Below are 10,961 nucleotides of genomic sequence, written 5' to 3'. Positions count from 1 at the left end.
GCCTTGAAGCACACGTAGTCGCCCAGCACGCGGAACAGCCCCGCCAGCTGCGCCTGCACCGGCTGCGCCGGAAAGAGCGTGCACCAGGCCACGGAGAACACGCCATACCAGGTGGCGCCCGCCAGCAGCCACAGGGCCTCGCCGAACCGGCCGGTGCCGCCCGGCGCGGCCGCGCCGCCGTCGATGCCCAGCATGGCGTAGATCGCCAGCGCGAGCGTCGCAAAGCCGACGGCCTTGTAGCGGGGCTCGATCGCGCCCAGCATCGTCAGCGCGAACGCGGCCAGCGCCAGCCCGGGGACGAAGAGCAGGGGGTGGTCGATCCACGACACCACCGCGAAGGCCGCCGCCGCGAAGCACCCCAGCGTGACGGCCTGCGCGCGCAGCCGGCCCCGGGCGCTGTCGTCGGTCTCGGCCAGTGCGCTTGCAATGGCACCGAGGAAAAGCGGCGTGATCGCTTCGGCATGTCCTCCGAGGCTGCCGATGGCCATCAGGCTGCCGAGCGTGAGCAACACCCGCAGCGGCTGGGCGCGGCCCGCCATCCAGCGAAGCCGCTGGTGGAAAAGATCGAGGGATAAAAGAGAAGCCATTGCCATCGTTTCGCACGATGCGTGCCAGCCGGACGGTCCGTGCCGCGGCCGCGGGATTGATTCAGCCCGCCTCAGGCCAGCGGTGCCGGGTGCCGCCCGCGCGCCGGTCGGCCTTCTCCACCACCACGCCCTGTGCGCTCAGCGCGCCGGCGCGCTGCTCGAGGTGCTGCAGGCACTGCAGGAACACGTCGAGCTGCGCGGGCGCGATGCCGGCGAGCAGATCGGTGTTGAGCGCCGCGATGCGCGGGAACACCCGCTCGAAGAGCTCCCGGCCCGAGGGGCTCAGCCGGATATGCACGCCGCGCCGGTCCTCCTCGTCCTGCCGGCGCGAGACCAGCTTCTTCTCGACCAGGCTGCGCAGGCCGCGCGAGGTGCGCACGCGGTCCAGCTGCAGGTGCGCGGCCAGCGCCGAGGAGCTCATCTCGCCATGCTGCGCGAGCGTGCCGATCATTCCCCACTCGCGCCGCGTGATGCCGAAGCCGCCTTCGACCAGGCGCGTGGCCATGCCGCTGGCGGTGCGCACCGCGCGCGAAAGCCGGTACAGCAGCAGCTCGTCCAGGGAGCGGGGCGCGCGCAGGGCGCTGGCGTCGGGAAAGGCTTGCATGCCTTGCGTGTCGTGCATCAGGTCGGGGCCGTCAAGGCGGTGTCGTTCGCGCGCCTCGCGCGGAAATGATGGATTAGATCAACTGTTTGTTGCGTGCGTATAACCATGTAACAAATGACACGGGAAGAAACGAATGTGGGCTGGCGATTGTCGCCGTGAGGTCCTGCGCGCGCCCGGTCGCCACCACTGCAAGCAGGAAGATCCGATGACCGCATTCCTTTCCCGGCGCAAGCTCACGGCATGGTGCCTGGCGCTCGCCGCCGGTGCCGCTCCCCTGGCCCACGCCCAGGCGCCCGCGCTCGATGGCGCGCTCACGCTCGTGGTCGGCTACACCGCCGGCGGCAGCACCGACCGCATCGCGCGCCTGGTCGCCGAGCGGCTGGGCCCCAAGCTGGGCGTGGCCGTCACGGTGGAGAACCGACCCGGCGAAGGCGGCCGGCTCGCGGCCAAGGAGCTCCGGCGCGCGCCCGCGTCGCAGAACGTGCTGATGCTCGGCAATCCCGCGGTGATGGTGGTGGCGCCGCTCGTCTTCAAGGACGCGGGTTACGACGCCGAGAAAGACTTCGTGCCGGTGTCGCAGGTCAGCAGCTACGACTTCGCGCTGGCCGTGGGCAACAAGCTCCAGCTCGACCGCGCGATGTTCCTGGTCGGCCGGCTCTGGGCGCATCCCGAAGAGGCCGTCTTCGGCGTGCCGGCCACCGGCAGCCTGCCGCACTTCTTCGGCCTGATGGTGGGCGACGCGCTGAGCGTGCAGCCGCAGATCAAGGGCTACGGCGGCTCGGCGCCGCTGTCGGCCGACCTGAGCGGCGGCAGCCTGCCGATTGCCATCGACACGCTCGACTCGCTCTACGGCCAGCACGTGGCCGGCAAGATCCGCATCCTGGCCGTGTCGGGCAAGCAGCGCGTGAGCTTCGCGCCGGGCATCCCCACCTTCCGCGAAGCCGGCATGAAGATCGATGCCGACGGCTGGAACACCTTCTTCGCCCCGGCCACGATGCCGCCGGCCAAGGTGCAGCTGCTGTCCACCAGGATCCGCGAAGTCATGCAGGACCCGGCGCTGCAGAAGGCTGCCAACGCCGCCTACATCACGCCCATCGTGAGCACGCAGGCCGAGACCGTGCAGATGCTCAAGGCCTTCCGCCAGCAGTGGGAGCCGGTGGTGCGGCGCTCGGGGTTTCAGCCCTGAGGGGGCGGTCGGCGTTGCCGATTGGCGCGGACTTTTTCTGGCCGCGGGTTTCTATCCGCTGTTCTTGAGTAGAGACGGGTGGCCGCTCACTTGAGCGGATGCCGGTCTCAGGTTTCTCCCGGCCGCCAGTCCGGGCTGAAGCCACCCAGGGCGGGGTGGTACATCTCGTCGCCATCGTGCTGGGTGAACTCGACGTTCAATCGGTCCTCGCGCAGGCCCAGCAGTTCGATGCAATGCGCGCACAAGGCTTTGGCTACCTCCATCCGAAGCTCGGCTGGCCGGCCGCGGCGGATGTCCAGCATCAGCAAGGAAACGGGCACAGGCGCCTTGCCCGCTTCGGCGACGCGCCAGATAGCGCCGGCGCCCAATTCCCGGATCGCTACGGATATTCGCCGAATATCAACGCTCATCATCGACGCATAGGTCTCGCACATCCGAGCCGCGAGCTGTTGCTTCAAATCCTCGGGATAGCTGTCGTTGACGTCGAGTTGCAGGTAAGGCACAGGATTTCCTTGGAAAATCTAAGGCTCGCATTCCGCCAGGGGATCAGCAGAAATGATAGGCCTCACGCTCGCGCCGACGGTACGCGAATGGGCGGTCAAGCTGGAGACCAGGCCGAAGTACCTTGTATCGTCGTGACACTACACCCCCCCCGAAGGAGTTCCCCGCCAATGACCTGGTCACTGTTCTATCGCTTCGACAACGAGGTGCCCACGGACTTTCACGAACTGCGCCAGTTCGGCAATTCGCTGTGGAGCGCGAACGGCAAGGTGAACACCATGGGGCACTCCATGGTCGCCGAGTTCGCAAGTGCCCAAGCCGCAAAGGATGCCCTCGCGCAGCGCGGCCACGAGATCGAGGCGCAGGGCTACAAACGGGTGCGCCAGGGCATGCACGATCCCGCTCGAATCGACTTCCCCTTGCTCACCAAAGAGATTCGCGAAGGTGCTCGCCGCGCCTTCCAGGCCATCCGCGCGGCCCATCCTGAGGAAACCATCCGCCTTTTCTCGCTCGGCAGCGATGACGGTGCGATGACCATCGTCCATGCCGCTGGCCATCTCGGTTTGGGCGCTCCAGGCGACATGGACGATGAAAGCGAGGTCTGGTGCTCCGCCGAGTGGCCCTACGCGGAGGGCGGTGAGTTCCTCGACATCGCCTACCGCATGATCCTGCCATGCCACCGCAGCGACCTGCCTTGCGAGGTTGAATTCGACGTCCTGTACGCAGGCCTGTTCGAGGCTTGCATTGCCGCCATGGAACAACTCGATCGTGAAGGCTTCTTCGGCACCGGCGACGCGCGTGAAGAGGTTGTGCTGCTATGCCAGATCGAAGGCAACGAGGATATGGAAGGCTCGATCGGCCGACTCAACACTTCTCGCGTGGTGGGCCGGCTCGAACGCTGGATCAAGCTCTGCGAATGAGCTGCGATTGGAATCGCCTTCAAGGCACCCAGCCGTTGAGCTTCGATCGCGCCCTCGTCAGAAGGCGCTCTTGACGACACCGCCGTCGACGCGCAGGGCCGCACCCGTGGTCGCCGACGCGAGCGGACTTGCCACGTAGGCCACGAGCGAGGCCACCTCCTGCGGCGAAGCGAAGCGCTTGATCAGCGAGGTCGGGCGGACGTGGTCGAAGAACTCTGCCTCGACCTGCTCGAAGCTCTTGTCGCTCGAGCGCGCCATGCCTTCCACGAAGTCGCCGACGCCGCGTGATCTGGTCGGGCCCGGAAGTACGCTGTTCACCGTGATGTGGGTGCCGGCGAGCGATTCCGCAAGGCCGCGCGACACCGCGAGTTGCGCGGTCTTCGTCATGCCGTAGTGAATCATCTCGGTCGGGATCTGCACCGCGCTTTCACTGGAGATGAAGATGATCCGGCCCCAGTTTGTGCGCTTCATCTCCGGCAGCACCAGGCGCGCGAGACGAACGCCGCTCAGCACGTTGATATCGAAGAAGCGCTGCCAGTCTTCATCGGGAATATCTTCGAAGGCCTTGGCCTCGAAGATGCCCAGGTTGTTCACGAGGATGCCGATGCCGGGGTGGCGACGCACGGCTTCCTCGGCAGCGTCGGCCCGGCTGAGGTCCCCGGCATAACCGAGCACCGTGCCTTGCGTTTCCGAGCGGATGCGGTCCACCGCCTCGTCGACCGCCGGCTGCGATCTGCCGTTCACGATCACGCTTGCGCCCTCCTGGGCCAGCGTGCGCGCAATTGCAAAGCCGATGCCGGCGGTGCTTCCGCTCACCAGGGCGAGCTTTCCATCGAGTTGCAAGTCCATCTTGGTTCTCCAGGTTTGGCAGCTTTTCCGCTAGCCCAGGAAATTGATCAATGCCGGAATGACCTGCTCTGGCGCCTCTTCCATCAACCAATGCCCGGAGCCTTTGACGAGGACGCCCTGCACGTTGGTCGCAACCATCTTTCCCTGCTCGATCAGGAAGGTTCCACCGGCTTTTTCACCGGAGAGCACCAGCATCGGCATGGGCAGCGGCGTCTTGCCGAGTTCGGCGAACTCGGCTGCATCCTGCTCGAAAGCCTTGAAATATTCAAACCCTGCACGCATGCCTCCGGGTTGTGCATAGGCCCTGGCATAGAACTGGCGGTCGGCTTCGGGCACCGAGTGCTTGGAGTCGGCCGCAAAGTCGTTCCAGAAGTGCTCGAAATAGATGCGCTCGCGTCCTTTCACGAGCGCCAGCGGCGTCGCACCGTGGAAATGGAAATGCCACAGGTCGCGCAGGAGCCAGACGTTTTGCCATTCGCCGATGCCGGGCAGGAAGGCGTCCATGAGCACCACCTTGTCGGTTTCCGAAGGAAACTGCGCGGCATATGCGTAGGCCACCATCAGGCCGATGTCGTGGCCGACGATGCTGACGCTGCGAATGCCGAGCGAGCGCACAAGCTCGTGGATGTCGACAGCCATGTTCTTCTTGCCATAGCCCGTCTCGGGCTTCGAGGAATCGCCGGCACCCCGAAGATCGGGCACGACCACGGTGTGCGTCTTGGCCAGAAGCGGCATCAGCGGGTTCCACATGTGCCCGGTCTCGGCATAGCCGTGCAGCAGCACGACGGTCGGCCCGCTGCCGCCGATGCGGTAGTGGATGCGGGTGCCGTTCACCTCCGCGCTGCCCGAGCGGAAGCCCGGCACCGCGTCGGCGGCGGGTGCCGCATGTGCGGCGCGGCCCATGGCCAAGGCGGCGCCCACGGCGACGGCGCCGCCAAGCAGGGCGCGGCGGGTGGGCGCAGAGGGGGCGGCGGAGCTGAGATCGGTGTCGGTCATGGGGGTTTTCCTTTCTGTCGGTTTTGGGGTGAGGTGAATTTATGATTCAGCTTCACTTCCAGAAAGAGCCCAAAAGTGGTTTACTCATTCAGCTTTTATGAATGATTGGAAGTGGGCCCATGGACCGATTGCGTGCGTACGAGGTGTTTGTCACCGTGGTGGCGCGGGGCAGCTTCACGAAGGCGGCCGACGCGCTGGACACCTCGCCGGCCAACGTGACGCGCTACGTCAATGAGCTTGAAGCCCACCTGCGCACGCGGCTCATGAACCGCACATCGCGCCGCCTGTCGCTCACCGAAGGGGGCGAAGCGCTCTTCGACCGGGCGAAATCGATCCTCGAAGAGGTGGCGGAGACCGAGGCCCTGGCGACCACCGCGTCATTGCAGCCGCGCGGGCGCCTGCGCATCAACGCGCCGCTGAGCTTCGGCAGCCTCGTGCTGGCGCCGCTGTGGCCGAAGTTCATGGCGAAGTACCCCGACGTCGAGCTCGACATCGCGCTCATCGACCGCGTGGTCGACATCGTCGAAGAGGGCTACGACCTGGCCATCCGCATCTCGCGCACCACCTCGGGCAACCATATCGCGCGCCGCCTGGGCCGCTCGCAGAACCTGGTCTGTGCCTCGCCCGGCTACCTTGCGGCCCATGGCATGCCCGAGACGCCGGCGGACCTTTCGCGGCATCCGTGCCTGGGCTACACCTACGGTGCGACTTCGGACGAATGGCAGTTTGCCGGCCCCGGCGGAACACTGGAATCCGTGCGCGTGCGCTGGGCCTTGCGCGCCAACAATGGCGAAACCGCGCGCGCCGCGGCGCTCGCTGGTGCCGGCGTCATCTGGCAGCCGAGCTTCGTGATTGGCGAGGATGTGCGGGCTGGTCGATTGGTCGAGGTCATGCCTGGTTATCACATGCCGCCCGTCGACATCCTGGCAATCTATGCAAGCCGTCGACATCTCAGTGCCAAGGTGCGGATGATGGTCGACTTCCTGGTCGATGCTTTTCAAGACTCGCCGCTGGTGACAGGCGGGATGACGGCGGTGGGCAAGTGAGTCTGCGCCGATCCAGACCGGTCATCCGGGGAACTGCACCAACGGGCCGCCAGGCTTGTTGGCACCCGGCGGTACGAAAGCGGGCGCCGGGTCGCCACCGCGGCCCAGCGAGCGGGTGTAGGCGTAGATGGCCTTCAAGTCCGCGTCCGTCATCGGGCGCACGTTGAACCATGGCATGGGCGGGCGGGGTGTCATGGTGCGAGCATGCTTCACCCACTGCTGCTTGCTCATGTCGGCCATGAACAAGCGCAGGTTGACCGGATACGTCGTGCCCCAAGGGCCGGACCAGCCCAGGGCGTCGCCCGTCAACCACAGCTTTTCATCCACCTCACCGTTCTTTGCGGCGTAGCCGGGCGTGTGGCAATCATTGCAGCCCGCGACCATCACCAGGTAGCGGCCGCGCTGGATCTCGCCCTTGTCTGCCTTCTGGCTGCTGGCTGTTTGCGCCCCTGCCAGGGCTGAGGACAGGAGGACGGTCAACACGGCGGTGGCGCGCGCGACGCGGCGAACCGGGCGAGCCATCAGGGCGGCATGTGGACTCATGCGATTCTTCATTGGCTGGCCCCCGGTTTGGCGTTCATGCCGAAGCAGGCATGGCACCACGGTAGCGATCGGTTCCGGACCGCGCATGGGCGCTTTGTCCTATTTCTGCCCAGGCGTTTTGTCATGGGTGGCTAACCACGCGCTGGCGCGACGATGCCGCGGCACCCACCCAAAAGCCGATGCACCGGAGGTCCTCGAGCCTGGCGGCTCGGAGTCGGCCTCCATCATGGCGAGCTTCGAGCTCACGGGCGAACAATATACCGGCGGCCATCGCGCTGCGATGCGCACTAGGAGCACGGACGTCGAAGGCGTACTGCCCAATCCCGCACCCGGTCTCTTGGTCAGGCTCTCGAGGTAGATGGTGGGCGGCCGAATCGACCGGCGGCTTTCTGGAGAACTGAAAGACTGGGCCAGGCCCACTGCGGTCCTGCTGAATACTCCGAAGCGGTCGTTCCATCAGGCGCTCATGCGGCTGCGCTTTCATTTTTGAGGCCGRTCTCGCACTGGTAAAGCGCTGCTACGTAGCCACTTTGTAGAGCCCGTTCGCCGACTTGAATGAATCCTCGTCTCTCGTAGTAGCGGCAAAGGGCGAAGTTCTTCTCATCGCAGTCCAGCCGAAGATACTGCCGGCCCTGCCGGGCTGCCTCCTGAACAGTCCAAGTCAGAACGTTCGCGCCTACAGCTTTGCCGTGAGCGCTTTCCTTGACGGCGAGCCCGTGCATGTAGGCCGCCACCGGCGGCTGCTTCCCCCAATAGTGCTCATCGTCCCACTGGAGGCGGAAGGTGCCGACGACATCGCAGTCGCTCAGGACGACGTACATTTCGTCTCTGTTGATTTGCTCCAGCACCTCTTGCTCGCTTGGACCGCGGCTGCCCCAGGCGAAATCGCCGCGCTGAAGTTTGTATTTCGTCGCGTCCGTCAACACGGAGACGATTTCAGCCGCATAGCCCACTGTCGCTTTGACTACCTGCATTTCAGTGTTTCTTTGCATCAACTTCACGTTACTCCTCCCCACCAAGTTCGCTGTCATTTAGCCCCGCCTCTCGAAGGCCTTCAGTTGGCCGTGAGGAGGCGTCTTGGTGATCGTCCTCATGCCGCGAACTCAGCAGTGCTGAACGAGCGTTGTGAACGCGTTCTTCGCCGGGTCATGAAAAACATACACCGCCGCCTCGTCATGAAAGTAGTCGGCGACAGGAAACTGCCCCAAGAAGACCAAAGGGCCAGCATCTCCGATGGGCCACGCTGGAGACTGCAACCAGCGCGGGGGCTGCTTGGCGTACTTGAACAGCTCCAAGATTCTCTGGCGCAGCCATGCCTTTCTCTGTTTGGAAGGTAGACATGGCGCGGCAGCGAGTAACGAGGCAAGGAACTTGACGTCCGCGTCCAGCCAGCGCGGCTGGGCATCGAGCAGCAGCGCATATTCCGCCGTTGCGGCCCCGTCCAGCGTTGTCGTCATTCCGTGCTTCTGGAGCAACGAGACCAACACGTCCTTTGCGCTGAGCACGTGGCCTGGGTCGCTGAGGTCGATTCCAATCAGGTAGTGGAACAGCGTTGTCCCCGTTTGGCAAAATCGGGGAGCGCTCTCTGCCGAGAGCAATGTTTCAATCTCCGGATCGGTGTAGAGCTGTTGCTCGAACTCAGGCACCGGGGTTTTGCCAGAGGCGAAGTCGCTCAGTCGTTGCAGGGCTTCAGTTGATGGAGGCATTTTCGAAGGCTTCTAGATTGGCATGCGCCGCGAACGACCGGTCTCGCGGAATTGGTGGCAATTGGCTGAATGACTGCATATGGCCGGCTGAAGCACGTTACTGGAGAACAGCATCTTGCTTTTCCTCAGCAGAGGCGGCCAGGGCCTCCTCGAGTATTTGGAACACGTCGCCTCCGGTGCTCGACACGAAGTAGTTGCCAAGGCTCGCCGTTACTCCGACTGCCATCAGCGCTCCTCGTGAACCGGCATCGCGTCTTGCGTCGCCTTCTATGACTGCGATCGGGTGCATTCTGCCTCGGAGCCGTACGGCCGGTTCTGGCCGACCGTAGCCGGTCGCAACGTCCAGAGCTTCAGGCCCATGCCGTCCTTCGAATCCGCAAGGCACTAATGCCTTCTTGTGCTCGACGGAGCGCGCAGGCCGCAGAGCTGCGCACGCCACTTGTCGCAATTCGCTCTCTAGGCGGCCCGTCTTGCAGTGTCTGCGTCAGCATTGGAAATTGTTCCTGGTGGCAAGTGATTTCGAAAGCGAGAAGACCATCAGAACTGGCGGCGACAAGTTGACGCAGCCTTCCAGGTCAGCTCGCCGGCAAAGGCGCAGCGTTGACCGCCAGCTGCGCGGCGAACGCCCGCTGGTAGGCCGGCCGCGCTTCGCCGCGAGCGACATAGGCGGCCAGGCTGGGAAACTCGTTCAGCAGGCCCGAGGGCCGAAGCCGCAGCAGCACCGACACCATCAGCAGGTCGCCCGCGCTGAAGCCGCCGTCGAGCCATTCGGCATCGCCGAGGCGCGCGGACAGCTGGTTCATTCGGGCGCGCACCCGGTCTTCCACGAGGGGCATGCGCTCGGCCTTCCAGGGCTTGTCGCCCTCCATCAGCCTGACCGTGACGAGTTCGAGGATGGGAAGCTCGACCGTGTTGAGCGCCGCGAACATCCACGTGATGGCGCGCGCCCTTGCGTTGGCATCGGCGGGGAACAGGCCCGGGTGGCGCTCTGCGATGTGCATCACGATGGCGCCGGTCTCGAACAGCGCGAGCTCGCCTTCCTCATAGGTGGGGATCTGGCCGAAGGGATTCAGCGCCAGATGCGCGGCCTCCTTCATCGCGCGGAAGGACACCAGGCGCACCTGGTAGGGCAGGCCGGCTTCTTCCAGCGCCCAGCGCACGCGCGTGTCGCGCGCCAGGCCCTTGCCGCCATCGGGCGAGCGTTCGAAGGCGGTGATGGTGATGGTCATGGTGAGTGTCCTTTCGGCGTACGGCAGGAAGCGCCGGCGCCATTTTGAGCAAGGCCGGTCAGATAGTTCATGGCGCGGCAAACGTGGCTTTCACGGTAAATTGTGCTCAAAACCACAGGAGACCGCATGCCTGCCATTCCGCACTTCAACCGCTTCGCCTTGCGAGCCGCCTTGTACTCCTGCCTCGCGATGCTCGCCCTGTCGAGCCGGGCCGCCGACTACCCGGCGCCGAAGGAGGGCAGCTGGATCGCCAAGGACTTTCGCTTTCACACCGGCCAGGTCATGCCGGAACTGCGCCTGAACTACGTCACCATTGGCGCGCCCAGCGGCGAGCCGGTGCTGGTCCTGCATGGAACCGCCGGCTCGGCGGCAAGCATGCTGACGCCCGCATTTGCCGGCGAGCTGTTCGGCGTGGGCCAGCCGCTGGATGCCACCCGCTACTACATCATCATTCCCGATGGCCTGGGAACCGGCAAGTCGGCCCGCCCCTCGGATGGCCTGCGCGCCAACTTTCCCCGCTACAACTACGACGACATGGTGGATGCACAGTACCGGCTCGTCACCGAACACCTTGGCGTCAAGCACCTCCGGGCGATCATCGGCAATTCGATGGGGGGCATGCATGCCTGGATGTGGGGCGTGAAGCACCCTGACGCCATGGACGCGCTGGTGCCGATGGCGTGCCAGCCCACCGAGATGTCCAGCCGCAACTGGATGATGCGCCGGCTGCTGACCGAGTCCATCCGCAGGGATCCGGAGTGGAACAACGGCAACTACACCACCCAGCCTCGCAG

The 10,961-nt window shown here is 65.1% G+C and carries 13 protein-coding genes; 4 read left to right on the top strand and 9 right to left on the bottom strand.

Features of this window, described 5'->3' with window-relative positions; genetic code table 11:
* Both AC1DOC_RS05915 and AC1DOC_RS05910 read right to left on the bottom strand, forming a co-directional pair.
* The coding region (locus tag AC1DOC_RS05915; RefSeq protein WP_478129528.1) for an FUSC family membrane protein at positions 1 to 587 on the bottom strand (587 nt) is incomplete at its 3' end.
* A gap of 61 nt (positions 588 to 648) precedes the next feature.
* Positions 649 to 1,209 (bottom strand): MarR family transcriptional regulator, encoded by a 561-nt coding sequence (locus AC1DOC_RS05910; RefSeq protein WP_015865843.1) that lies wholly within the window; start codon positions 1,207 to 1,209, stop codon positions 649 to 651.
* A gap of 187 nt (positions 1,210 to 1,396) precedes the next feature.
* Here AC1DOC_RS05910 and AC1DOC_RS05905 point away from each other — a divergent pair, with 187 nt between their 5' ends.
* Positions 1,397 to 2,377: a tripartite tricarboxylate transporter substrate-binding protein gene (locus AC1DOC_RS05905; RefSeq protein ID WP_015865842.1), complete on the top strand. Its 981-nt coding sequence runs from the start codon at positions 1,397 to 1,399 to the stop codon at positions 2,375 to 2,377.
* A gap of 107 nt (positions 2,378 to 2,484) precedes the next feature.
* Here the strand turns inward: AC1DOC_RS05905 and AC1DOC_RS05900 are convergent, their stop codons facing one another.
* Positions 2,485 to 2,880, bottom strand: coding sequence for a tautomerase family protein (locus tag AC1DOC_RS05900; RefSeq protein ID WP_015865841.1), 396 nt, complete (start codon positions 2,878 to 2,880; stop codon positions 2,485 to 2,487).
* Between the two features lie 168 nt (positions 2,881 to 3,048).
* On the opposite strand from AC1DOC_RS05900, the gene AC1DOC_RS05895 reads away from it, so the two are divergent.
* Positions 3,049 to 3,798 (top strand): DUF4303 domain-containing protein, encoded by a 750-nt coding sequence (locus AC1DOC_RS05895; RefSeq protein ID WP_478079806.1) that lies wholly within the window; start codon positions 3,049 to 3,051, stop codon positions 3,796 to 3,798.
* A 57-nt stretch (positions 3,799 to 3,855) separates the two neighbouring features.
* On the opposite strand, the gene AC1DOC_RS05890 is transcribed toward AC1DOC_RS05895, so the two are convergent.
* Together AC1DOC_RS05890 and AC1DOC_RS05885 are read right to left on the bottom strand one after the other, a co-directional pair.
* Positions 3,856 to 4,647: an SDR family NAD(P)-dependent oxidoreductase gene (locus tag AC1DOC_RS05890; RefSeq protein ID WP_018904913.1), complete on the bottom strand. Its 792-nt coding sequence runs from the start codon at positions 4,645 to 4,647 to the stop codon at positions 3,856 to 3,858.
* A gap of 30 nt (positions 4,648 to 4,677) precedes the next feature.
* Positions 4,678 to 5,643 (bottom strand): alpha/beta fold hydrolase, encoded by a 966-nt coding sequence (locus AC1DOC_RS05885; protein WP_015865838.1) that lies wholly within the window; start codon positions 5,641 to 5,643, stop codon positions 4,678 to 4,680.
* Between the two features lie 119 nt (positions 5,644 to 5,762).
* On the opposite strand from AC1DOC_RS05885, the gene AC1DOC_RS05880 reads away from it, so the two are divergent.
* Entirely contained in the window at positions 5,763 to 6,689 is a 927-nt protein-coding gene (locus tag AC1DOC_RS05880) for a LysR family transcriptional regulator (protein ID WP_015865837.1), read from the top strand.
* A 21-nt stretch (positions 6,690 to 6,710) separates the two neighbouring features.
* On the opposite strand, the gene AC1DOC_RS05875 is transcribed toward AC1DOC_RS05880, so the two are convergent.
* The 4 genes from AC1DOC_RS05875 to AC1DOC_RS05860 form a co-directional block, all read right to left on the bottom strand.
* Positions 6,711 to 7,232 carry a c-type cytochrome gene (locus AC1DOC_RS05875; protein ID WP_478079805.1) on the bottom strand — a complete coding sequence of 174 codons (522 nt, stop codon included), beginning with the start codon at positions 7,230 to 7,232 and terminating at the stop codon, positions 6,711 to 6,713.
* Positions 7,233 to 7,696: 464 nt separating this feature from the next.
* Positions 7,697 to 8,206 carry a GNAT family N-acetyltransferase gene (locus AC1DOC_RS05870; RefSeq protein WP_478129527.1) on the bottom strand — a complete coding sequence of 170 codons (510 nt, stop codon included), beginning with the start codon at positions 8,204 to 8,206 and terminating at the stop codon, positions 7,697 to 7,699.
* Positions 8,207 to 8,335: 129 nt separating this feature from the next.
* Positions 8,336 to 8,938 (bottom strand): hypothetical protein, encoded by a 603-nt coding sequence (locus AC1DOC_RS05865; RefSeq protein ID WP_015865833.1) that lies wholly within the window; start codon positions 8,936 to 8,938, stop codon positions 8,336 to 8,338.
* Between the two features lie 575 nt (positions 8,939 to 9,513).
* Positions 9,514 to 10,167 carry a glutathione S-transferase family protein gene (locus AC1DOC_RS05860; RefSeq protein ID WP_015865831.1) on the bottom strand — a complete coding sequence of 218 codons (654 nt, stop codon included), beginning with the start codon at positions 10,165 to 10,167 and terminating at the stop codon, positions 9,514 to 9,516.
* 126 nt (positions 10,168 to 10,293) lie between these two features.
* On the opposite strand from AC1DOC_RS05860, the gene AC1DOC_RS05855 reads away from it, so the two are divergent.
* The coding region (locus tag AC1DOC_RS05855) for an alpha/beta fold hydrolase (protein ID WP_478129526.1) at positions 10,294 to 10,961 on the top strand (668 nt) is incomplete at its 3' end.

It is taken from the genome of Variovorax sp. 01T439_2 (genome assembly GCF_056398445.1).
Note: the sequence above shows the minus strand (reverse complement) of the source record. Positions and strands in the feature narration are given on the sequence as shown.

Excerpts from the sequence above, each read along its gene's own strand:
- AC1DOC_RS05910 (WP_015865843.1), bottom strand. The coding sequence starts at position 1,209 with ATGCACGACACGCAAGGCATGCAAGCCTTTCCCGACGCCAGCGCCCTG.
- AC1DOC_RS05905 (WP_015865842.1), top strand. The coding sequence starts at position 1,397 with ATGACCGCATTCCTTTCCCGGCGCAAGCTCACGGCATGGTGCCTGGCG.
- AC1DOC_RS05875 (WP_478079805.1), bottom strand. The coding sequence starts at position 7,232 with ATGAGTCCACATGCCGCCCTGATGGCTCGCCCGGTTCGCCGCGTCGCG.
- AC1DOC_RS05860 (WP_015865831.1), bottom strand. The coding sequence starts at position 10,167 with ATGACCATCACCATCACCGCCTTCGAACGCTCGCCCGATGGCGGCAAG.
- AC1DOC_RS05880 (WP_015865837.1), top strand. The coding sequence starts at position 5,763 with ATGGACCGATTGCGTGCGTACGAGGTGTTTGTCACCGTGGTGGCGCGG.
- AC1DOC_RS05885 (WP_015865838.1), bottom strand. The coding sequence starts at position 5,643 with ATGACCGACACCGATCTCAGCTCCGCCGCCCCCTCTGCGCCCACCCGC.
- AC1DOC_RS05890 (WP_018904913.1), bottom strand. The coding sequence starts at position 4,647 with ATGGACTTGCAACTCGATGGAAAGCTCGCCCTGGTGAGCGGAAGCACC.
- AC1DOC_RS05895 (WP_478079806.1), top strand. The coding sequence starts at position 3,049 with ATGACCTGGTCACTGTTCTATCGCTTCGACAACGAGGTGCCCACGGAC.
- AC1DOC_RS05865 (WP_015865833.1), bottom strand. The coding sequence starts at position 8,938 with ATGCCTCCATCAACTGAAGCCCTGCAACGACTGAGCGACTTCGCCTCT.